Origin of the sequence: Marixanthomonas sp. SCSIO 43207 (assembly GCF_019904255.1) — a bacterium.
Taxonomy (GTDB): Bacteria; Bacteroidota; Bacteroidia; order Flavobacteriales; family Flavobacteriaceae; genus Marixanthomonas.
Window position 1 is genome coordinate 2,159,538 of record NZ_CP063203.1, and the last position, 23,445, is coordinate 2,182,982.

General features: G+C 33.7%; 23 protein-coding genes. 18 read left to right on the plus strand and 5 right to left on the minus strand.

Going from position 1 to position 23,445, the window contains the following annotated elements:
- Window positions 1–123 precede the first annotated feature (123 nt).
- Window positions 124–582, plus strand: coding sequence for an Lrp/AsnC family transcriptional regulator (locus INR76_RS10050; RefSeq protein ID WP_223107794.1), 459 nt, complete (start codon window positions 124–126; stop codon window positions 580–582).
- 87 nt (window positions 583–669) lie between these two features.
- Window positions 670–2,073: a dihydrolipoyl dehydrogenase gene (gene lpdA, locus INR76_RS10055; protein WP_223107795.1), complete on the plus strand. Its 1,404-nt coding sequence runs from the start codon at window positions 670–672 to the stop codon at window positions 2,071–2,073.
- 287 nt (window positions 2,074–2,360) lie between these two features.
- On the opposite strand, the gene INR76_RS10060 is transcribed toward lpdA, so the two are convergent.
- Both INR76_RS10060 and INR76_RS10065 read right to left on the minus strand, forming a co-directional pair.
- Window positions 2,361–2,654 carry a hypothetical protein gene (locus tag INR76_RS10060; RefSeq protein WP_223107796.1) on the minus strand — a complete coding sequence of 98 codons (294 nt, stop codon included), beginning with the start codon at window positions 2,652–2,654 and terminating at the stop codon, window positions 2,361–2,363.
- A 149-nt stretch (window positions 2,655–2,803) separates the two neighbouring features.
- Window positions 2,804–3,988 carry a hypothetical protein gene (locus INR76_RS10065; protein WP_223107798.1) on the minus strand — a complete coding sequence of 395 codons (1,185 nt, stop codon included), beginning with the start codon at window positions 3,986–3,988 and terminating at the stop codon, window positions 2,804–2,806.
- A 252-nt stretch (window positions 3,989–4,240) separates the two neighbouring features.
- Here INR76_RS10065 and pabB point away from each other — a divergent pair, with 252 nt between their 5' ends.
- The 9 genes from pabB (at window position 4,241) to pgi (ending at window position 15,077) form a co-directional block, all read left to right on the plus strand.
- Entirely contained in the window at window positions 4,241–5,533 is a 1,293-nt protein-coding gene (gene pabB / locus INR76_RS10070; protein ID WP_223107799.1) for an aminodeoxychorismate synthase component I, read from the plus strand.
- A 128-nt stretch (window positions 5,534–5,661) separates the two neighbouring features.
- The gene (locus tag INR76_RS10075) at window positions 5,662–6,348 is read left to right on the plus strand and encodes a fumarate hydratase (RefSeq protein ID WP_223107801.1); all 687 of its coding nucleotides are present in this window, start codon (window positions 5,662–5,664) and stop codon (window positions 6,346–6,348) included.
- A 5-nt stretch (window positions 6,349–6,353) separates the two neighbouring features.
- The gene (locus INR76_RS10080) at window positions 6,354–7,058 is read left to right on the plus strand and encodes a DUF3307 domain-containing protein (RefSeq protein WP_223107802.1); all 705 of its coding nucleotides are present in this window, start codon (window positions 6,354–6,356) and stop codon (window positions 7,056–7,058) included.
- Window position 7,059: 1 nt separating this feature from the next.
- On the plus strand, window positions 7,060–8,370 hold the full coding sequence (gene tilS, locus INR76_RS10085; RefSeq protein WP_223107804.1) for a tRNA lysidine(34) synthetase TilS: 1,311 nt from the start codon (window positions 7,060–7,062) through the stop codon (window positions 8,368–8,370).
- Between the two features lie 6 nt (window positions 8,371–8,376).
- The gene (locus INR76_RS10090) at window positions 8,377–10,377 is read left to right on the plus strand and encodes a protein-disulfide reductase DsbD (RefSeq protein ID WP_223107806.1); all 2,001 of its coding nucleotides are present in this window, start codon (window positions 8,377–8,379) and stop codon (window positions 10,375–10,377) included.
- A 271-nt stretch (window positions 10,378–10,648) separates the two neighbouring features.
- Window positions 10,649–11,635: a 6-phosphofructokinase gene (pfkA, locus tag INR76_RS10095; RefSeq protein ID WP_223107807.1), complete on the plus strand. Its 987-nt coding sequence runs from the start codon at window positions 10,649–10,651 to the stop codon at window positions 11,633–11,635.
- A 25-nt stretch (window positions 11,636–11,660) separates the two neighbouring features.
- Window positions 11,661–12,656 (plus strand): type I glyceraldehyde-3-phosphate dehydrogenase, encoded by a 996-nt coding sequence (gene gap / locus INR76_RS10100; protein ID WP_223107809.1) that lies wholly within the window; start codon window positions 11,661–11,663, stop codon window positions 12,654–12,656.
- A 2-nt stretch (window positions 12,657–12,658) separates the two neighbouring features.
- Window positions 12,659–13,510 carry an N-acetylglucosamine kinase gene (locus INR76_RS10105; RefSeq protein ID WP_223107810.1) on the plus strand — a complete coding sequence of 284 codons (852 nt, stop codon included), beginning with the start codon at window positions 12,659–12,661 and terminating at the stop codon, window positions 13,508–13,510.
- Window position 13,511: 1 nt separating this feature from the next.
- Window positions 13,512–15,077 carry a glucose-6-phosphate isomerase gene (gene pgi / locus INR76_RS10110; protein WP_223107811.1) on the plus strand — a complete coding sequence of 522 codons (1,566 nt, stop codon included), beginning with the start codon at window positions 13,512–13,514 and terminating at the stop codon, window positions 15,075–15,077.
- Between the two features lies 1 nt (window position 15,078).
- On the opposite strand, the gene rlmH is transcribed toward pgi, so the two are convergent.
- The 3 genes from rlmH to INR76_RS10125 are packed head-to-tail and all read right to left on the minus strand — an operon-like array spanning window position 15,079 to window position 17,260.
- Complete coding sequence (rlmH, locus tag INR76_RS10115; RefSeq protein WP_223107813.1) at window positions 15,079–15,552, minus strand: 23S rRNA (pseudouridine(1915)-N(3))-methyltransferase RlmH; 474 nt, start codon at window positions 15,550–15,552, stop codon at window positions 15,079–15,081.
- A 2-nt stretch (window positions 15,553–15,554) separates the two neighbouring features.
- A complete protein-coding gene (locus INR76_RS10120) occupies window positions 15,555–16,664 on the minus strand; it encodes an adenylate/guanylate cyclase domain-containing protein (RefSeq protein WP_223107815.1) in 1,110 nt (369 codons plus the stop codon).
- Window positions 16,664–17,260: a YdeI family protein gene (locus tag INR76_RS10125; RefSeq protein ID WP_223107817.1), complete on the minus strand. Its 597-nt coding sequence runs from the start codon at window positions 17,258–17,260 to the stop codon at window positions 16,664–16,666. The genes INR76_RS10120 and INR76_RS10125 overlap by 1 nt, the downstream gene beginning before the upstream one ends.
- 178 nt (window positions 17,261–17,438) lie before the next feature.
- On the opposite strand from INR76_RS10125, the gene INR76_RS10130 reads away from it, so the two are divergent.
- The 7 genes from INR76_RS10130 (at window position 17,439) to INR76_RS10160 (ending at window position 23,401) form a co-directional block, all read left to right on the plus strand.
- Window positions 17,439–19,613, plus strand: coding sequence for a TonB-dependent receptor (locus INR76_RS10130; protein ID WP_223107819.1), 2,175 nt, complete (start codon window positions 17,439–17,441; stop codon window positions 19,611–19,613).
- Window positions 19,614–19,777: 164 nt separating this feature from the next.
- Window positions 19,778–20,194: a DUF2141 domain-containing protein gene (locus tag INR76_RS10135; protein ID WP_223107821.1), complete on the plus strand. Its 417-nt coding sequence runs from the start codon at window positions 19,778–19,780 to the stop codon at window positions 20,192–20,194.
- A 141-nt stretch (window positions 20,195–20,335) separates the two neighbouring features.
- Entirely contained in the window at window positions 20,336–20,959 is a 624-nt protein-coding gene (locus INR76_RS10140; RefSeq protein ID WP_223107823.1) for a hypothetical protein, read from the plus strand.
- Window positions 20,959–22,290: a 2TM domain-containing protein gene (locus INR76_RS10145; RefSeq protein ID WP_223107825.1), complete on the plus strand. Its 1,332-nt coding sequence runs from the start codon at window positions 20,959–20,961 to the stop codon at window positions 22,288–22,290. The genes INR76_RS10140 and INR76_RS10145 overlap by 1 nt, the downstream gene beginning before the upstream one ends.
- A gap of 102 nt (window positions 22,291–22,392) precedes the next feature.
- Complete coding sequence (locus tag INR76_RS10150) at window positions 22,393–22,710, plus strand: 2TM domain-containing protein (protein WP_223107827.1); 318 nt, start codon at window positions 22,393–22,395, stop codon at window positions 22,708–22,710.
- Entirely contained in the window at window positions 22,710–23,081 is a 372-nt protein-coding gene (locus tag INR76_RS10155; protein ID WP_223107828.1) for a 2TM domain-containing protein, read from the plus strand. The genes INR76_RS10150 and INR76_RS10155 overlap by 1 nt, the downstream gene beginning before the upstream one ends.
- Window positions 23,078–23,401 (plus strand): 2TM domain-containing protein, encoded by a 324-nt coding sequence (locus INR76_RS10160; RefSeq protein ID WP_223107829.1) that lies wholly within the window; start codon window positions 23,078–23,080, stop codon window positions 23,399–23,401. The genes INR76_RS10155 and INR76_RS10160 overlap by 4 nt, the downstream gene beginning before the upstream one ends.
- Window positions 23,402–23,445: the final 44 nt, after the last annotated feature.

The following is a 23,445-nucleotide window of genomic DNA, read 5'->3' on the forward strand; positions in this document are numbered from 1 at the left end:
ATGAGATATTTTATCAATAGTTTTGATAATAATTAGATTTTTTTATTGTTTATTTTTATTTATTTAGAAATTATTTCTGATTACTGTGTAGGTTTTTAGTATTTTTCAGAAAAAAAATCGGTCATGGTTTTAGATTCAAAAGATAGAGCATTGTTAAAAATGCTTCAGCACGATGCCAAACAAACAAATAAACAGCTCTCTTTACAGTTAGACTTGTCTGTAACAGCGGTTTATGAACGCATAAAGAAACTAGAGCGTGAAGGAGTTATTACCAGCTATGTTACACTATTAGACAAGGAAAAGGTACAAAAAGGTTTTACTGTTTTTTGTCACATTAAATTGGTACAGCACGCACAAGATTATTTAACCAAGTTTGAGAAAGAAGTAACTAGTCTTGATGAGGTTTTGGAATGTTTTCACGTAAGTGGTGATTATGATTACTTATTAAAAGTTGCAGTGAAGGATATAAAACAGTTTAGATCTTTTATGGTTAATAAACTTACTACTATTAAGCATATAGGAAGTACGCAAAGTTCATTTAGTATTTCTGAAGTAAAAAATACGACTGCGCTGCATTTGTAATATTAAATTAACAATCCTTTATAGCTCAAAATTGCGCATTGTTAAATTACATTGTAACTTTGCACTTTTAAACCAAAAACACACCTTATGAGCACCTATGATGTTGCCGTTATCGGTTCAGGTCCCGGAGGATATGTAGCAGCAATTCGTTGCGCACAATTAGGGATGAAAACCGCAATTATTGAAAAATATAATACCCTTGGTGGTACTTGCCTTAACGTAGGCTGTATTCCTAGTAAAGCATTGCTAGATTCTTCACATCATTATGAAGAAGCTATAAAACATTTTGAAGACCATGGAATAGAGATTCCGGGAGATGTAAAAATCAACTTCAAAAAAATGATAGATCGAAAAGCATCAGTTGTAGAACAAACTACAAAAGGAATAGACTTTTTGATGAATAAAAATAAAATTGACGTTCTTACGGGCGTTGGTTCATTTAAAGATGAAACACATATTGTTGTTTCTTCAGAAGATGGTGATAAAACTATTGAAGCAAAAAATACAATTATCGCTACCGGAAGTAAACCTGCAACGCTTCCATTTATTGAAATAGATAAAGAGCGCATCATTACATCTACAGAAGCATTAACGCTTAAAGAAATTCCGAAGCACATGATTGTTATTGGTGGAGGTGTGATTGGCCTAGAGCTTGGTCAAGTATACCGTCGTTTAGGCGCAGAGGTTTCAGTGGTTGAATATATGGATCGTATAATCCCTACAATGGATAAAGGTCAAAGTAAAGAATTAACCAAAGTAATGAAAAAGCAAGGTGTGAAATTTTACACATCTCATAAAGTTTCTGCTGTAGAACGTAATAAAGATGAAGTAACCATCACAGCAACAGACAAAAAGGATAAGGAAGTTACTTTTAAAGGAGATTATTGCTTAGTTTCGGTAGGAAGAAGACCTTATACAGATGGTTTAAAAGCTGATAATGCAGGCGTAAAAGTCAACGAAAAAGGACAAATAGAAGTAAATGACCATTTGCAAACCAATATTAAAAACATTTATGCTATTGGTGATGTAATACGTGGAGCTATGTTAGCCCACAAAGCTGAAGAAGAAGGTGTTTTGGTTGCTGAAATTTTAGCTGGTCAAAAACCGCACATAAACTATAACCTTATACCAAGTGTTGTATATACTTGGCCAGAAGTTGCTTCGGTAGGAAAAACTGAAGAACAATTAAAGGAAGATAAAGTTGAATACAAAAGCGGACAATTTCCTATGCGTGCCTTAGGAAGAAGTCGTGCTAGTGGTGACACAGATGGCTTTATTAAAATTTTGGCCGATAAAGAAACCGATGAGGTGTTAGGTGTTCACATGGTGGGCGCTCGTGCAGCAGATTTAATCGCTGAAGGTGTAACCGCTATGGAGTTTAGAGCTAGCGCAGAAGATATTGCTAGTATGAGTCATGCGCATCCTACATATGCAGAAGCTGTAAAAGAAGCAGCACTTGCAGCAACAGAAAACAGACCAATTCATTCTTAATAGAATAATCATTTTTTAAAAGCCTGTTTAACTACTTAAACAGGCTTTTTTATTGGGTTCTATTTAAAAATCAATTACTGAAAAGGAAAATTCAATATCAATGTCATCTTTTGCTGTAGAACCATTATCACTGTCACCTACATTTATCCTAAAACCGGTTGTTTGTCTTTGATAATAGGCAATTCCGGGGTCGTCATAATTTCCAGTAGAGCCGTTACAATTACCTCCGCAATCTATAGTTGTTAAGTTAATGACATAATTGGCTGTTGGTCTGGCTGTTGTAAAGGTTACTTGATAATCACCTTCGTTAATTCTTGTAATGGTGGCACCATAAATTTTAATTGCAGTACCATTACCTTGAACAACGCCTGCTGAATTATTTGAGGCCCGGAGTTTGTTAAATCTCCATCAGCGTCACTATATACAGCTCCACTAGAGAGTGATCTTACACGTACATTTCCATTAACATCCAGCGCGGTGGAAGGATCGGGATTTGTAGTGTTTACACCAACTTGTGAGAAAGATGATTGAGTAAAAATAAAGGTTATAAATAATAAGCAGGTGGGGATAACTTTAATCATGGGGATATGTTTTTAAGCACAATTTAAAGAAGCGAAAAACTACTTTATAATGTTTTAAAACAAGATTAACCTACACTCCTAATTATTTGTTAAAAAAAAAGAGAAGGTTAACAAATTTGTCAACCTTCTTTTTAAATATTAATAATTTTTTATTCAATCACAGTTACTTTCCAATTTTTTAATGAAGGGTCAATAGCAGATGATGTAGCGTTTAATAATCTAATAGTTGCAGTATTGGCAGCATTTATATAACAGCTCCACATTAATCCTGTCTCTATAACCGTGTTTGGAGCGCATGAGCAGGAACTTCCTACGGTTGCTCCAGTTACAGTTACTGTTAGTTCTGCGGTGCTTCTTGCTGGTATTGAAGGAAAGTCTAATGATGCAGTGTTTTTTAAGCCTTTAAGTAATAGTTTTCTGGTTGTATTTGGTGTAAAAAAGAGATCTGTACCGTTATATTCTATAGCACCTTTTTCAGGAGTTGTTAAATTGGTACCTGTAGTAAGTTTTATAGGTGCAGAACCAGCTGTTGCAGAACCAGCTCTAATATGTAATGTAGCAGTAGGATTTTGTTCGGTCAATCCTACGTTTCCTGTGCTTCTTACTATGATGCGTTCTCTTTGAGTTGTTGATGCTTCAGGTGTAGTACTAATTACAAATCGTGATGGTGAACTTCCTGGACTCGCTACACCATCCATATAAAACCTAAAACCACCAGGTTCAACAATACCACTACCGTCGTGTGTTTTAACAATAAAAGAACCAATTTCACCATTTGCAGCCAAAACATCTGGACTCTCTAATGTTCCTCCAGTATTGTATAAAATATAGTTGGGAGGATTGGTGTTTGCACTCGTTATTTGAAAATCATTGTCTCCAGGACCTTTAAATTCAAAGCGTTCTACAGGATCACTTGTCCCAAAACCTATGCGACCATCATCTGTAATAACCATATCGGTGCCAGACAACTTGGCTCGAGTTGCATAGATTAAATTATCGCCGCTATCATTTGTTCCTGCTTTCCATTCTTCTGCACCAATATTAATCCATTTTGATTGATCATTATCCCAATAATAAAACCCTTTATCATCAGTGCCAACTGCATTGGTTAAAAAGGCCATCATACCATCTTGATCAGCTCCTGGGTCTGTAGCAGGAAAAGCATCAAAGCGAGGTATTAAAATGCCATCTTGGTTATTTGGTGTAGTTTTACTGGACGCTTCTATATCCAGCATACTGTTTGGTGATGTTGTTCCTATACCAACTTGTGCGTGCAAGTAGGGGGATATGCATAGAATCAAAATTACCAATTTGGTACATGTAATTTTGTTCATAAGTAATAGATTTGGGTTATCTGATAGCAATACTACTAAAAATAAAATTGTAACTAATTGATTTGTAGGTTAATTCTTATAAAAATCGTCAAAACGATTTATTAATTCGATGAAATGCTTTAAAAATACGATTATCGATGTTTTTTCAATGTGTAAGAACATTTTAAATTGAATATATTTGAAATTCAGTATTAAAAGTCTTTATAAGATTTCCAAATAAGATAAGAATCTTTCTGAAAGGAACTTCTGCCTATGCGAACTACCCAAAAAAAACGAATTACTTCTTTAAACGAAATAAAACCTCGTATTCTTTCTTGGGCACAACAGTTTGAAGAAGTTGTTTGGCTAGATAGCAATGCTTTTAATGATAATTATAGCTCTTTTAAGGCTGTGCTCGCAGTAGATGCTTTTACCGCAATTAAAACAGATTCATATCAAGCTTTTGATAAGCTTGAAGAGTATCAAACAACTACAAAAGATTGGTTATTTGGGTATTTAACATATGATTTGAAAAATGACGTAGAGAAGCTTTCGTCAATAAATTTTGATGGGTTACACTTTCCAGATTTACAGTTTTTTCAACCCAAAAAGATTTTTTTCTTTTCTGATAGTGAAGTTGAAATTCAGTATTTAAATATGGTTGATGATGAGGTTGATAGTGATTGGGAAACTATTTTACAGATGTCACCTTTTAAAACCACAACAAACACTAAGGAAATTAAAATTAGGCTGCGTACATCAAAAGATTCATACTTTGATAAAGTAGAACAGATGCTCAAGCATATTGAACGTGGTGATATTTATGAAGCCAATTTTTGTCAAGAATTTTTTGCTGAAAAAACAGCAATAGACCCCTTATCTGTTTTTAATCATTTAAATGAAATTTCACAGTCTCCTTTTGCTTCTTTTTTAAAATTTGATGCCCATTATGCGTTAAGCGCTTCTCCAGAACGGTATTTAAAGAAAACTGGAAACATAGTAGTTTCACAGCCCATTAAAGGTACAGCCAAGCGTTTACCTACTGTATCTGAAGATAAACAAATGATAGAGCAACTTGAAAATGACCCCAAAGAACGTAGCGAAAATATAATGATTACCGATTTGGTACGAAACGATCTTTCCCGAATTGCCAAAAAAGGTACTGTAACAGTTGAAGAACTCTGTAAAATATATACGTTTGAACAAGTGCACCAAATGATTTCTACCATTAGGTGTGAAGTAAAAGATACGGTTTCTTCCGTAGAAATTATAAAAAATAGTTTTCCAATGGGAAGTATGACCGGAGCCCCAAAAGTTTCGGCTATGAAAATAATTGAAGAACTGGAAGATGCTAAACGTGGGTTATATAGCGGAGCAGTTGGTTATTTTACTCCTAATGGCGACTTTGATTTTAATGTTGTTATTCGTAGCATTTTATACAATACGGCTAATAAATACGTTAGTTTTTCTGTAGGTGGAGCTATTACGGCCAAATCTATCGTTGAAAATGAATATGAAGAATGCCTACTTAAAGCAAAAGCCATGCGAACAGTGCTTGAAACATAATAGTACTCATATATCTAATTTATGATTTTAAAAGCTCATAATTTATATTTATGATATTAAAAACACATAAAATGTATTTATGATTATATATACACATAATTTTGTATATTTGAAGAAATAACTTTTTAATGAAATATTCAGTTTTATCGGGAGATATAGTATCATCTACTAGTTTAAATAGTAAAGACAAGGCTTTAGTAGAACGTGAACTTACCAAACTATTGGATAGTTTACATACTGAATTTAACACCTATGGCCGTATTATTAAAGGCGATTATATAGAGTGTGTAGTGCCAAAACCAGAAGATGGATTGCGAGTAGCTTTGGCAATAAAAAGTTTTGTAAAATCCATTTCAATAGAACTGAAAGAATATAAAAAAGGCACAAATAGAGTAAGGTTATTTAAAACACATGGATTAAGACTTGCCATTGGATACGGAACATTAAGTAGGTACATGCCAGAAAAAGGTATAATTGATGGGGAGGCGATATACCTTTCGGGCAGAGCGATAAGCGGAATGTCTACACATAATAAAGAACGTGTGGTGATTAAAAACACACTGTTTTTTAATTCAGAAAATGAAGAGCTTAACGATAGATTTCAACCTATTTTTGAATTACTAGACACGTTGTTGAGTAAAGCAACAGCAAGACAAAGCGAAGTCTTGTATTTAAAACTGCTAAATAAACAAGAGGATGAAATAGCAAAACAATTAGCAATAGGCCAATCTGCAGTAAATAGACACTCTACCAGTGTGGGGTGGAATGCAATAGAAACTGCTGTAGCATACTTTCACAAAACGCTTTCAAAATAATACTTATGGAGTTTATTTCTTTTTTATTACTTCAATTCTTGGCTCACATTCTGGCAGATTATTTTTTTCAGTGGGCTGCAATGGCTAAGCAAAAAGCTGAAAAAGGCTTCAAAAGTGGGCTATTAATTTGGCATATACTTATTGTTTTTATCACTTCATGGGTATTGTCTTTTCAATTGAGTTTTATTTATGCAGCAATTCTCATTGCTATTACACATTATGTAATAGATGGCTGTAAATTATACATAAGCCGAAGCAAATTGATAGGGCGGTATGCGTTCTTCATTGATCAAGCATTGCACATATTGGTTTTATGTTTGGTTAGTTGGGGTTTTTCAGCATATCAAGGCATACATACTTTCTTTGAAATACCTCTCAGTACTAAAAGCTTGTTTTTAATAATAAGCTACCTTTTATGTTTAAAACCGGCCAATATTTTTATTAGGGAAGTTTTTAGCGCTACTGAAGTTGAAGTTACAAGTGATAATGAATTACCCAACGCAGGAAAGGTTATAGGCGTTTTAGAACGCTTATTAACCTTAACTTTTATAGTAATCAATCAATATGAAGCAGTAGGTTTTCTCATTGCAGCAAAGTCCATTTTACGTTATAGAAATGACGAAACCTTAAAAACCGAATACGTACTAATAGGTACGATGCTTAGCTTTGGAACCGCCACAATTTTAGGAATTATAACAAACGCTTTCTAGCATGTTACAAACATTTCAGAAAAATCTCAACATTCAATTTGCTTTCCTAAAAGATAAAAAAGTACTTGTGGCTTGTAGCGGAGGAGTAGATAGTATCGTTCTATCTTTACTTCTTAAAAAATCAGGCATTTCCATAGGCTTGGCACACTGTAATTTTTCACTTCGCGGAAAAGAAAGCGACGCAGATGAAAGCTTTGTTATCGATTGGGCAGATAGACTGTCAATACCTGTGTTTACCGAAACTTTTGATACAAAGACTTTTGCAAAAGATAACAAGCTATCTACACAAATGGCTGCCCGTCAATTAAGATACCAATGGTTTTCAGAAGTAATGAAAGATTTTGATTATCAATACATAGCCACCGGTCATCACGCAGACGATGATTTGGAAACATTCTTTATCAACCTAAGTAGAGGTACGGGGTTACAAGGATTAACAGGAATTCCCGAGATACATAATGCTATTGTGAGGCCTTTATTAAGTTTTTCTAGAGAAGAGATAGTTCAATTTGCAACCTATAACAACCTCTCTTGGAGAGAAGACAGCAGCAACGCAAAAACAGATTATTTGCGCAATAAGCTACGTCACGATGTAATTCCAGAATTTAAAAACGCTACTGAAGGTGTTTTACAAAATTTTAAAAAAACACAGCAGTTTTTAAACGACAGTCAACACTTAATTGAAGATTATATTGCCTTGGTCTACAATCTTGCAGTAACCGAAAATTTTGACGGTTATACATTGCATCTTCAAAAACTAAAAGAGCTTCCTCATACTGAAGCGCTGCTCTACCAATTATTACATCCCTTTGGGTTTACAGATTGGGAAGCGGTTTCAGAACTACTTGAAGCACAAAGCGGAAAGCAAATTTTTTCAGAAACACATCGACTTTTAAAAGATAGAAATGTCTTTTTATTGACCAAAATCCCTTCGGAAGAAAAAAAAGAACAATTTTTTATTCAGAAAAACACAAAAAAAATTGATCATCCTATAAAATTAGAACTTAATCCTATCGATAAAATAGGGTATATTGACAGTAGTGTGATTTACGTAGATTTTGATACGCTTCAATTTCCATTAAAACTCCGAAAGTGGCAAAAAGGGGATACCTTTCAGCCATTTGGTATGAAAGGAAAAAAGAAAATTAGTAAGTTTTTTAAAGATGAAAAGTTATCTTTGATAGCCAAAGAACAAGTTTGGTTACTGTGTAGTGATTCAAAAATAATTTGGATTGTTGGTCACCGAGTAGATGATCGTTTTAAAGTTACACCAAGCACAAAGAATATCCTTAAGATTAGTGTTAAAGATTAATAGACAATGAAAAAACTCCTCATCCTTTTAATTGCAATAATAAGTTTTGGTAATACGCTTACAGCACAAGTTTTAGATCCTGTTTCTTGGCAGGTTACCGTAGAACAAGAACAAGGTGATGTATATAATATTTTAATGACAGCCACAATAGATGAAGGTTGGCATTTATACAGTCAAAAACAATTTGGTGAAGAATTTGAAGGTCCTATTCCTACCGAGTTTTCATACAATAACTCTCCAGAAACTTTTACACTTGAAGGTGAAACACAAGAACCAGACATAGACCCAATCCATGATCCGGTTTTTGATCTTGACGTTATCTTTTTTGAAGATAAAGCAACTTTTATACAACCTATTAAAGTTAGCAATCCGGATGGATTAAAAGTAACTGTCGAAATTTATTATTCAGTTTGTGATGATGAGAAATGTTTACCGCCAGATACCAAAACGTTTGAGGTAGATCTAGCTTCAGGAAAAGGAAAAAAAAACCTCGCAGAGGTAACCGCAGATGACTTAGAAAAAACAGCCGCCTTAACAATTGATATTGGTAATAAAGATCAATATAAAAGTGAAGAAGAAAAAGGTTCAGAAAAGGGGTATTTAACTATATTTTTATTAGGATTTGTAGGTGGTCTTATTGCATTATTAACTCCTTGTGTTTTTCCTATGATTCCTTTGACGGTTTCATTTTTCACCAAAGGAGCACAAAATAAAAAGAAAGGATTAGCAAATGCAATCTTATATGGTGTTTTCATATTTGCTATTTATATTTTATTAAGTCTTCCTTTTCATTTATTAGACTCGTTAGATCCCGAAATACTAAATAATATTTCTACAAATACCACTTTAAACATTATTTTCTTTGTCATTTTTATGGTATTTGCTTTTTCATTTTTTGGATTTTATGAAATTACATTACCTAGTTCTTGGAGTTCAAAAATGGATAACAAGGCATCTAGTATTGGTGGCGCTATAGGTATTTTCTTTATGGCGTTGACCCTTGCTATTGTGTCGTTTTCTTGTACAGGACCTATCTTGGGTTCTCTTTTGGGAGGTTCTTTAACAAGTGATGGTGGCGCTATGCAGCTTACATTTGGTATGGGAGGTTTTGGTTTGGCTCTTGCTTTACCATTTGCACTTTTTGCTTTATTTCCTAATTGGTTGAACTCTCTACCCAAAAGTGGCGGATGGCTTAATACAGTAAAAGTGGTATTAGGTTTTATAGAATTAGGGCTGGCTTTCAAATTCCTTTCAAATGCAGACCTTGTAGAGCATTGGGGATTGTTAAAACGTGAAATTTTTATTGGCATTTGGATTCTATGTTCGTTGGGAATGATCTTATATTTATTTGGTATTATTCGTTTTCCTCACGATGGACCAAAAAAGAAAAGACCACCAATGGGTAATATACTTGTAGGAGTAATTACCTTGGCTTTTATGTTGTACTTAATTCCTGGTTTGACAAATAGTAGTTATGCCAATTTAAAACTATTAAGTGGTTTTCCTCCACCATTATTCTATAGTGTTTATGATAAAGATACTGAAGCTCCATTAGGTTTAGAAGCTTATAAGGACTTGGAGGAAGGTTTAGCTGTTGCAAGAAAAACCGGAAAACCTATCATGATAGATTTTACAGGTTGGGCTTGTGTAAACTGCAGAAAGATGGAAGAACAAGTTTGGAGTCGTCAAGATATATTTGAAACCATTAATAATGATTATGTACTTATATCTCTTTACGTAGATGACAGAAAAGAACTTCCGGATGATCAAAAATTTAATTTCTTAAAACCTAGTGGCGGCGTAAAGAAAATTAAAACCATAGGCGATAAATGGGCAACGTTTCAAACGGTGAACTTTAAAAATAATTCACAACCATACTATATTTTAATGGATACAGATTTTAATCTGTTAAATAAGCCGGTAGGTTATACACCTAATGCAGATGAATATTTATACTGGCTAGAAGAGGGGCTTAAAAACTTTTCTGAAGAGCTTACTTCAAACTAAGAGAATTCTCCATAAATAATAAGCGTCCCGACCTTTCGGCGGGACGCTAATAACAAACCTAACTTAGTAAATTTTCAAATAGTAACGATTCTAATTTTTTATCCCCACAAAAAATTATAATACTGTTACATATTCACTAATACACTTCCAAAGATATACGTTGTTTGTACGTAAAACCATACGTGCAAACACGTATTTTTAAGTTTCAGCAGTAAATAAAACCCATAAATTGATGTTGTCTAAGTGGCAATATTCACTTAGCTTTACAGTAATGAATCAGAAAATCAAAAAAATTGGAGTGCTTACAAGCGGTGGAGACGCACCCGGTATGAATGCTGCTATTAGAGCGGTTGTTCGTTCTTGTACTTTTCATAAATTTAGCTGCGTAGGAATTTTTAGAGGATATGAAGGGTTAATTGAAGGAGACTTTAAAGAATTAGGACCTCGTTCGGTTAAAAATATCATTAACAAAGGCGGAACATTTCTTAAATCAGCCCGTTCTAAAGAATTTAGAACCAAAGAAGGAAGAAAAAAAGCTTTCGAAAACCTACAAAACAACGCCATTGATGCCTTAGTCGTTATAGGTGGTGACGGTACTTTTACGGGTGCTACCATTTTTTCAGAAGAACATAACTTTCCTATTGTAGGGCTTCCCGGAACCATTGATAATGATATTTATGGTACCGATGTAACCATAGGGTATGATACTGCCTTAAACACAGTAGTTGAAGCAATTGACAAAATAAGAGATACAGCAAACTCACATAATCGATTGTTTTTGGTTGAAGTAATGGGCAGAAATGCAGGCAGCATAGCCTTAAACGCAGGAATTGGCGCAGGAGCTGAAGAAGTATTAATTCCTGAAGAAAACCTAGGTAGAGAGCGACTGCTTCAATCTCTTAAACGCAGTAAAAAAGCCGGAAAATCATCAAGTATTATTGTTGTTTCTGAAGGGGATCAAATTGGAAAAAATATTTTTAAGCTTGCAGATTATATTACAAATAACCTTAATGAATATGAAGTACGCGTTACAGTTCTAGGTCATATTCAGCGAGGTGGAGCACCTAGTTGTTATGATCGTGTTTTAGCAAGTAGGTTAGGAGTAAGCGCTGTTGATGCCTTACTAGACGGTAAAAGCGATTGTATGATTGGTATTGCACACAACAAAATAACAAGTGTTCCTTTTTCAGAAGCTATAAAGAGTAGTAATGAGCTAGACCTAGAGTTGGTAAGAGTTTCAGATATTGTCTCATTATAAAAGCTAAAAAATTAAAATTACAAACATGACAAAAATTGCAATTAACGGTTTTGGAAGAATAGGAAGACTCGCTTTTAGAATTGCTTCACAGCGAGACGATATAGAGGTAGTAGCCGTAAATGACCTGGTTGATATAAACCAATTGGCTTACTTACTAGAGTTTGATTCCGTTCACGGAAGGTTCCCGGGAACTATTTCAGTAGAAGGAAACTCCTTAGTTGTTAACGGAAAACAAATACGCGTCACTTCTGAAAAAAATCCTGAAAACCTAAAGTGGGATCAAGTGAACGCCACAATTGTTATTGATTGCACAGGTGTGTTTAAAGAAAAAGATAAAGCCGAAGCCCATTTAAAGGGAGGTGCTCAAAAGGTGATTATTTCGGCACCTTCAAAGTCTGTACCTATGTTTGTAATGGGAGTTAATCATGCAGACATAAAGCCAGAAGATACTATTCTTTCAAACGCTTCTTGTACAACCAATTGCTTAGCTCCAATGGCAAAACTTATACATGATGAATTAGGGATTGTAGAGGGCTTAATGACAACTGTACACGCAACAACAGCATCACAGTCTACGGTTGACCAACCTTCAAAAAAGAATTATCGCATTGGCAGAAATGCTTTGCGTAATATCATTCCTACAACTACAGGAGCTGCAATAGCCGTGACAAAGGTAATTCCGGCTTTGGAAGGTAAATTAACCGGAATGGCGTTTAGAGTACCTACAGCAGATGTTTCGGTTGTAGATTTAACTGTAAAAACTCAAAAAAGTGCCACTTATGATCAAGTGAAAGCATTGTTTAAAAACGCTTCAGAAACCGATTATAAAGGAATAATAGGATATACAGAAAAAGAAGTTGTTTCTCAAGATTTTGTAAGTGATTCAAGAACTTCCATATTTGATGCCTCAGCAGGCATAGCATTAAATGATACCTTTTTTAAATTGGTAGCTTGGTATGATAACGAATATGCTTATTCTGCAAAGCTAGTTGATCTTACGGCTTACGTTTCAACACTTTAGTTATGATTTTAATAGCTGATGGCGGTTCAACAAAATGCGATTGGATTCTTTTGAATCAACAAGGGGAGTTGCTTCAAAAAACACGCACTCTTGGCATAAATCCCACTGTGGTATCACAAGCCGACATGAAAAAACGCATTCAAGAAAATGACACTTTACATACACTTTTTAAAGATGTTAAAACTGTTGATTTTTATGGAGCTGGGTGTGGTACACAAACACCAAGATTATTACTCAAAGAGGTATTGAATGAACTCTTTATAAAAGCGCAAGTTGCTGTAGGTGAAGATACCACAGCCGCTGTATATGCTTCAACTACAAAACCGGGTATTGTTGGAATTTTGGGTACAGGTTCAAACTGTTGCTATTTTGATGGAACAAAAATACATTCAGGAGCGCCTTCTTTGGGATACTCGGTAATGGATGATGCCAGCGGGAATTACTTCGGAAAACAGCTGTTGCGCGACTATTTTTATCATAAAATGCCGAGGCAAGTAGCTTCAGAATTTGAAAGTAAATTCAACCTTGATCCAGATACCATCAAATTGAATTTGTATAAAAAACCAAATCCTAACGCGTATCTAGCATCTTTTGCCGAATTTATATTTCTTTGTGAGCTAGACAAGCCTTACTTTAAAAACTTAATGAAAACCGGGGTAAATTTATTTATACAAAATCAAGTTCTTCTGTATGATGAAGCTCAAGAAGTACCTATTCATTTTGTAGGTTCTATTGCCCATTTTTCAAAAGAAATTATAGTTGAATGCTTAGAAAACCATACATTGCAACCCGGAAATTTTGTGAAACGTCCTATAGATGGGTTAATAGACTATTATAAAAATCATAAATTGTAATATGAATTTTCCAAAAGTAAATCCTACAAAAACAAAGGCTTGGAATGCTTTAAAAGCTCATTTTTCAGAAATGAAACAGGTGAAAATGCAGGATTTATTTGCACAAGAAGAAAGTAGAGCAGAAGCTTTTTCTCTGCAATGGAATGATTTTTATATAGATTATTCAAAAAATCGCATATCTAGCAAAACCAAATCTTTACTTCTAGATTTGGCAAAAGAAGTAAAACTTGATGAAGCCATAAAAGCTCAATTTTCTGGAAGTGCAATTAACCAAACTGAAAACCGAGCTGTTTTACACACAGCACTTCGTGATTTTGATGCAATGAAGCCGGAGGTTAAAGAGACACTTCAAAAAATGAAAACATTTTCTGAAGAAATTATTTCAGGATCTTGGAAAGGTTGCACAGGTAAGGCTATTACAGATATTGTAAATATAGGTGTTGGTGGTAGTGATCTAGGTCCAAAAATGGCTAGTGAAGCATTACAGTATTATAAAAATCATTTACAAACTCATTATATATCAAATGTAGATGGTGATCACGTTTTTGAAACTATAAAGAACTTGAATCCAGAAACAACCTTATTTATAATTGTTTCCAAGAGTTTTTCTACACTAGAAACGTTGACAAATGCAACTACCATTAGAGAATGGTTTTTGAAAAATCTTTCTGAAAAAGACATTGAAAAACATTTTGTTGCTGTAACAGCAAATCAAACTTCTGCTGTTGATTTTGGTATTAAGTCAACAAATATTTTTCCTATGTGGGATTGGGTTGGTGGTCGTTTTTCACTTTGGAGTGCAGTTGGACTTTCTACTTGCTGTGCCGTGGGATATGATCATTTTGAGTCTCTTTTAAAAGGAGCACACGAAATGGATAAGCATTTTTATTCTTCAGAATTTGAAGAAAATATTCCCGTTATGTTGGGTATGCTATCTATATGGTATGCAAATTTTTTTAATATTGAAACCGAAGCGATTATACCCTATTCAGAATATTTGGATATGTTGGTTCCATACTTGCAGCAAGCAGTTATGGAAAGTAACGGAAAAAGCGTAGACCGCAATCAAGATTTCATAGATTATACCACAGGAACCATTGTTTGGGGCAATACAGGCACCAATGCTCAACATGCATTTTTTCAGCTTATACACCAAGGTACTCGATGCATTCCGGTTGATTTTGTTGCTTTTTCTAAGTCTTTACATGGAAATAAAAAACACCATATTAAATTACTTTCAAATTGTTTTGCTCAATCTGAAGCACTATTGAGCGGGACTTATAAAAAGGAAGTTGATAATGCTTACAAGTTTTTTGAAGGGAATAACCCGTCAAACACGATTCTTATTAAAAAACTAACCCCTAAAACCTTAGGAAGTTTAATAGCATTGTATGAACATAAACTATTTGTACAAGGCGTTGTTTGGAATATTTATAGCTATGATCAATGGGGTGTAGAGCTTGGAAAAACCGTTGCAAAAAACCTAATGAATGCTTTTGAACTAGGTGATTCAACATTGATTTCAAATAAGTCTACTCAAAATCTTTTTAATAAATCTATTCAGTAAATTACCTGTGGTGGTACGGTTCGTTTCGTAAAATTGTAAATCCTCGGTACAGTTGCTCTATAAAAAACACTCTTACCATTTGATGTGAAAATGTCATTTTTGAGAGTGATAGCTTACCATTGGCTCTTTCATAAACTTCATCACTAAAACCATACGGACCGCCAATGACAAAAGTTAAGTTTTTGAGTCCGCTATTCATTTTTTTCTGAAGAAATTGAGAAAAACTTACAGAACTATATTGCTTTCCGTTTTCATCAAGAAGTATTAGTGCATCTGCGGGCTGTAATCTTTTAATAATTTCTTGACCTTCTGCTTTTTTTTGTAAAGCTTGAGATCGGTTTTTTACATTTTTAATATCAGGTATAACTTCAAAAGAAAAAGGCACATAATGTTTTAACCTTTTTGTGTATTGATTGATAAGTGTTTGTAGGTTTTTATCGTCTGTTTTCCCTATGGCAAGCAACGTAATTTTCATTGTTAGATTTTTTTATAGGTAACAAGGGGCATTTCTTCAGCCTTACCTTTTAATTGTTCACTTCCCATATCAATTTTAGTCACACCTTTTGGTAACTTATAAGCAACATTGGCAAATTCTTTTGATGCTAGTACTTTAACATCTAGATCGTTACATATTGCTTGTATTCGGGCAGTGGTATTTAGCACATCTCCAGAAAAAGCAATATCTCTTTTTATTTGACCTATTTCACCAACCATTACAGGACCATAATGATACCCTACTTTAAACTCTGGAACAATACCATATTTTTTTAAATATTTACTTGACTTTTTTCTTATAATTCGTTGCATAGAAAAATAACATTGTATAGCATTACCTCTACGCAATCCGTGTTTCATTTTCCAAGAAACTACAACTTCATCACCTACATATTGATATACTTCACCACGTGTTTGTACAATGGCCGGTGCGATGTGTCTAAAAAAATCTTTCAGAAAATTGAAGTATTTTTCTTCGCCTAGCGTTTCAGCGATACCGGTAGCATTTTTAATATCTGCAAACATAAAAATGCGCCGCTCGTGTTTTGGGTGAAAATAACGCCCCATTAAATAGTCTGCAAACATTCCGGGGCCATATTTGTCATTAACCATTAAAATAATGAGCGTGGTAATTACTATAAATAGCCACACAATAAAATTTTTAAGAAACAACCAAGTGCCAAAAAATAGTTGTGTAGCTACAAGTACATCTTGATGGTAAAATGGTAAACCAAGCTTTTCACTATTAAAATATAAGGCTCCAATAGTGCTTATAAATAGAGCTCCTACAATGTAGGTTGTAACAATGTAGAGTAAAGCTTTCCAAAACTCGTGTCGTCTAAGCCATTGTTCCATTAGGTTTACCGTAAAAACCCCTCCTATTAATCCTGCACTTATAGCAACTATTAAATTTGCCGTAAATGCGGAGTGAAAATCAAATGCTGAACTTAATAAACCTTCACCTTTTAAGGTAAAAAACTCATAAAAGAATAAAACGTTTGATATAAGTACCCAAGAGATAAGAATCCAAAAGGCTCGTTTTGTGTAAAACCACAGCTGTCGGGTTTTGTATCGGCTAAGTTTTATCTTCATTAACAGTTTTTATATTTATCGTAAAGTCCTTTACCGGCTAAAATCATAGGTTTAATTTTTTGTAAACGACTTTCTTTAGTAGCTTCTCTTTTTGCTTCATCAATGTGTTTTGCGTATTCTCGTTGTTTTCCCGGAGTTAATTTTTTAAAAGCTTTATTTAAATTCTGGTCATCGTCAAGTGCTTGTTTAAGCAATGAAGGTATTTCAACTCCTTTTTTTGCTTTTGGTTTTACTTCTTTTCCTGCTTTGCAGTTTTCAATGGCTTCGTTTATATAGTTTAAAACTAAATCTTCTTCTATCTCATCGCCTTTTTCAAAGCGCCATTGACGTAACGCTTTTGTTACTCCTTCTTGAGCGTTTACTAGCTTATTTTCAGTATTCTTTAAAAAAACACCTTGATGAAACCAGATAGCATAATGATTTTTAAAACCTGCAAATCCCGCAACCAGTTTACCTTGTAAAGTATAGGTAGGCGTTCCCCATTTAACTTCTTCTTTAAGTTCAGTTTTCTGAAAAACAGAGCGTAGAACAGTAAGTTCATCACTCCATTTTTCTTGTTTTTTTATATAAGCAGTTACTTTTTCTGAAGTATTCATTGGTTATAAGTTGTTTCTGTGTAATCGAAGATACTATTTTTCCGAAGCTATTTTTCTAAAGAAACATTAAAATTCAGAAACCTACAATTCAGAAACAAAATTTTACACTTCGGTTTCTTTTTTTCTGAAAACATCTTAATTCAGCCCACTTTTGAAGTGTAGAATTAAAACACCACCTATGAAACCAAAAAATAGAATATTAGCAACTGTTCAATTAACCGTATTTTTTTTACTGCTATCATTTTCAGCAATAAGCCAAACCGAATTATCTGGAATTGTACTTCAAAAAAACGGCACTCCCATCTATGGAGCCAATGTATATCTAGAAGGAACCTATGACGGAACCACCACAAATGAAAAGGGTGGTTTTAGCTTTGTGACAAGTGAAACAGGAACCCAAACTTTAGTAATATCATTTGTGTCTTTTGAAACGCTTAGAATATCAAAACCTATTTCTGAAATGCAAAACATGACTATTAATTTGAGAGAAGATGTAAGTTCTCTAGACACTGTAGTGATTTCGGCTGGTACGTTTGAAGCAGGAGATAATAGCAAGGTTTCAGTTTTAAAACCGCTGGATGTTGTTACTACCGCCAGCGCTTTGGGTGATTTTGTTGGGGCATTACAAACGTTGCCGGGAACTACCACTGTTGCAGAAGACGGTCGTTTGTTTGTGAGAGGTGGTGATGCTAATGAAACTCAAATTTTTATTGACGGAATTCGTGTCTTTACGCCGTATACACCCAGTACAAATAACGTACCTTCTCGCGGAAGATACAGTCCGTTTTTATTTGATGGAATTACTTTTTCAACCGGAGGATATTCTGCAGAATATGGACAAGCATTATCTTCAGTTTTGCTTTTAAACACAGTTGATGTACCTGAACAAGAAAAGACTGAAATCTCCATAATGCGTGTGGGAGGAGGTCTAGGTAATACCCAAATATGGGGTAATAATTCTTTAAGTGTTAATGCTAGTTATATAAACTTAGCTCCTTATAATGCATTGTTTCCGAATAGAAATGATTGGGAAAAACCTTTTGAAACCTTAGCAGGAGAAACGGTTTATCGTCACAAATTTGAAAATGGTTTATTAAAAGTGTACGGTGCTTATGACGCTACCAATTTTGAATTAACGCAAGATGATATTAATTTTTCTGAAGGAGTAAACTTCAAACTTAAAAACCGAAATTTTTATAGCAATGCTAGTTATGAAGGTCGCTTAAAAAATAAATGGAGGCTTGAGACCGGTGCCAGTTACACTTTATCAAAAAACAATGTAGGAGTTATAGAAGATGATATTGAGAGCACAGAAAACTCTGTTCATTTGAAATTTAAACTTCGGAAAAATTTCAGCAATCGTTTTAAAATGAGTTATGGTGTAGAACAGTTTTTAACAGATTTTGATGAAGGGTTTGTAAACGATGAATTTGATGTAAAGTATGGGTTTAATAATGCTATTTCGGCGGCATTTACCGAAGCCGATATTATTTTCTCAAAAAAGTTGGCTCTTAAATTAGGCTTGCGTGGAGAATATAGTGAACTCTTTAATGCTATTACAGTAGCACCACGTGCTTCACTGGCTTATAAAGTGAGTAAGAATAGTCAACTTTCATTAGCTTACGGAGATTTTTACCAGCAACCCTTTAGTGAGTATTTAAAATTTGAAGACAATTTAAAAGCACAAAAGGCTGCTCATTACATTTTAAATTATCAGTACACAGCTAACAATAGAATTTTTAGAGCAGAGCTATACCGAAAAGAGTATGATAATTTGATAACCTACGATACCGATTTTGCTTCGTTTGATAGCAATTTTGAAACAAATGGAACCGGATATGCACAAGGGTTTGACATTTTTTGGAGAGATAATGAAAGTATTAAAAACTTAGATTATTGGTTAAGTTACTCCTATCTGGATTCTGAAAGGAAATACCAAAATTATCCAATAGCGGCAACCCCAAACTTTGCAAATACACATAACTTCTCAGCAGTAACCAAATACTGGGTTAACGACTTAAAAAGCCAAATAGGATTTAGTTATCAATATGGTAGCGGCCGAAATTATACCAATCCTAATCAACCTGGTTTTCTTCAAAATCAAACTAAAAGCTTTAATAGTTTAAGCTTAAACTGGGCGTATTTATTGTCACAACAAAAGATACTTTACTTTTCAGTTAATAATGTTTTAGGATTTAAAAATATTAACGGGTATCAATATGCCAATAACCCAAGTCCTAACGGAAATTTTGCAAGACGTGAACTACGACCGGCAACCGATCAATTTTTCTTTGTAGGCTTTTTCTGGACTATTAGTGATGATGGTAAAGACAATCAACTAGATAACTTATAAAATATGATAACAAGTAAAGCAAAACTGTAGTTCAAAGAACTTAGTAAAAGGAACTATTACTGTTGTAATTACAATTCGGACGTTATAATTTACAGTTCAGTAAAACAAAATTTAAAAAACACGATTCATATAAGATATTTGATATTAGAAACTTAAAACTTAAAATGATGCACAAAATAATCACAACACTCACGCTTTTACTTTCGGTAATGGTTTTAAAAGCACAGAACACAATTGAGGTCTCAATGGTAAATTTTGATAACGACAAAGGTACTGTACAAGTAGGGTTATATACTTCTGCAGAAAAATTTTTAAACAAAGAATTTAAAGCCGAGTCTTCAAAGATCACCAATAAAAAAGCAACTGTAGTTTTTACAGACGTTCCAGATGGGGTATATGCAATTTCTTGTTTTCACGATGAAGATGATAACGGTGAGCTTAATATGTTTTTGGGGATGATGCCAACAGAAGATTACGGAACTTCAAATAATGCTCCGGCAAAATTTGGTCCTCCAAAATGGAAGGATGCAAAATTTGAAATAAAAAACAAGGAAACAAAGTCATTTACAATTGAATTATAACTCAAAAATACAAAGTATTATGCTAGGCATTTTATTATCAAAACATGGAAAAACAAAAACTCTAAAAGCATTATTAATTGTAAGCACTTTTTTACTGCTTGGAGGAACATTATTATTACTTAACTCTTAAAAAAAACAAAGATGAAAAATTTATTATTACTTACTTTTTTAATAACATCCATTGGTTTTAGCCAATCAAAATACGAAGTAGGAATGCAAAAAGCATTTGATTTATGGCAAGAAGATAAAGTTTGGGAAGCAGCCAATATGTTTGAACGAATTGCACAAGCAGAACAAGAAAAATGGTTACCGCCATACTATGTAGCACAAATTAATGTGATTAAAAGCTTTGGAGAAAAAGATAAAACTAAGATTTCTGCTCAACTAGAAAAGGCACAAGATTTTATCAATCTAGCCAAAACAAATTCAAATGAAAATCCAGAAATTTTGGTTCTTGAAGCTCAGTGGTATACTGCCTGGATAGCTTTTGATGGACAACAATATGGTATGAAATATTCAGGCAAAGTTCAACAATTGTATTCAAAGGCTCTGGAGATAGCACCTAACAATCCGCGAGTAATTTTAAGCAAAGCAGAATGGGATATGGGGAGTGCTAAATTTTTTAATCAACCATTAGATCCATATTGTAAAGATATAAGACGTGCCATAGAACTTTTTGCTACCTTTAAACCAGAAGGTAAATTTTACCCTACATGCGGAGAAGACCGTGCAAGAATGATTTTAGATAAAAACTGTAAAGAATAATGATTCGATTTTTTAAAGAACTAGGTAAAGCGTTTTTTGTAGGTTTCTTAATATTTTTAGTATTAGGGCTTATAAAATATGCAACTGGAGACACAATAGACTCGGGTGAAGAGCTTTTATCTCGCTTTCTTTATAATCAATTATACTCTGTGGTGCTGTATATGGCTAATGCTTACCTCACAATGTATTTGGTTGATAAGTATAAACTTGCTTTGTATAAATGGAGAAACTTATGGAGAGCTATTTTTGGAGGGGTGATGATTACGGTTATTACATTGTTTATACTTCAGTTTGTAACAAATGTACTTTTTGAAGGTGTTTCAGTTTCTAGATTTTTTGCTACACAGCGTTTAGATTATTACCTAGTCTCGTTCATTATTTCAATAGTTGTTCTTATTATCTTTTATGGTTTCTTTTATTATAAATTCAGTCAAGAAAAAAAGGTTAAAGAACAAAAGATTATTGCCGGGGCTGCTTCGGCACAATTTGATGCGTTAAAAAATCAGTTGGACCCTCACTTTTTGTTTAATAGTCTTAATGTGTTAACCAGCTTAATTGAAGAAAATCCTGAAGCTGCCACACGGTTTACAACATCACTTTCAAAAGTGTACCGGTATGTATTGGAGCAAAAAAATAAACAGCTTGTCACTATCGAAGAAGAACTGAAATTTGCACAACTATATATGTCATTGTTAAAAATGAGGTTTGAAGACAGTATCGTTTTTACAGTGCCAGAAAAATTGAGCAATCCAGAAGCCAAAGTAGTCCCATTATCTTTGCAGCTATTGCTTGAAAATGCTGTAAAACATAATCAAGTAACACCTTCAAAAAAATTGACCATTACAATCGTTGAAGATAAAGACGCTTTGATTATTACCAACAATTTTCAACCCAAACAAGTAGTAAGAGAAAGTAGTGGTGTAGGGTTAAAAAACATTCGTCAACGCTATCAATTATTAACTGATAGACCGGTTAACATAGATCAAAATCATAAACATTTCAGTATATCAATACCTTTATTAACACAACAAACGATGCAAGTAAATACACAAGAAGTTTATATTTCAGAAAAAAAATATGAACGTGCAAAAGAGCGTGTACAAAAGCTAAAAGGCTTTTATGGAAACTTAGGGATGTATATTGTTTTTATTCCTATTTTCATTTGGCTTAATTATAAGTCTGGGACCAACTTTCCTTGGGCACTTTTCCCAATAGCAGGATGGGGAATGGGTGTTCTGGCTCACGCAGCTGAAACATTTAATTACAATCCTTTCTTCGGAAAAGATTGGGAAAAAAGAAAAATTAAAGAGTTAATGGAAAAGGATGATTAAAAACCTACAATTCAGCCCAAAAAATCAACAATAGAGTCTTCCTTTTTTTAATTACAAAGCAATAAAAAATATCTTTATTAAAAATTAAATAACACTACAACAATGGAATCTAATTACAGAAATAAAGATCGAGACAGCAAATATTTACGAGCCAAAGAGCGTATGGAAAACATCAAAAAGTTTTATACAAGCCTTTTCTTCTATATTCTTTTTATAGGCTTTCTGGCAGCCCTTAATTATTATACAAATGAATGGAGGTATCCTTGGTTTTTATGGGCAGCTCTAGGCTGGGGTATTGGTATTGCTTTTCAAGCAGCCAAAGCTTTTAAGTGGAACTCATTACTAGGTAAAGACTGGGAAGAACGAAAGATGAAACAGTTTATGGAAGAAGAAGAAAACAAAGACAATCTCTGGAAATAATGAAAAATTTACAAAAAACGGTATATGAAAGAGCCCAACAACGACTTGATGAGCTAAAGATGTTTTATATTCACTTTTCAGTTTTTGTACTAGTTAGCTTACTATCATTTTTAATTTGGTTCTTTATATTAAAAGATTTCTTTACCACTACTGAAGGTGCTCAACTAGAAAACTGGATTAATGCAAATTTTCTAGTCTGCTTTGGTATTTGGGCACTTATACTAGTATATCACGCAATAAAAGTACATAGAGGTTATGTGTTTAAACTTCCTACGTTTTCATTTTTTAAAAAATGGGAAGAACGAAAAATAAATGAATACATACAAGATGAAGAAGCATATAGTGAATCACTTAAAAATGATAAATCATGAAAAACCTAGATGAAAGCACAAAGTATGAACGAGCCAAAAAACGAATAGAAGATATAAAAGGTTTTTATACACATCTAAGTATTTATTTAGTGATTAATGTATTGATGATTCTAGCTGCATTAGGTTTATTTACAGGAACATTTATTCCTATTCAGTTTCCTGTTTGGTCTTACTTCACTACTCCTTTTTTCTGGGGAATTGCAATCTTTATTCATTGGTTATATGTTTTTAAATCTCACTACAACCCGTTTAAAGACTGGGAAGAACGCAAAATAAAACAGTTTATGGAGGAAGATGAAAACGATATGAAAAACTTTTAGTTTATAGAGAAATGTAACACTTTTATCATTTTAACAACTTATAG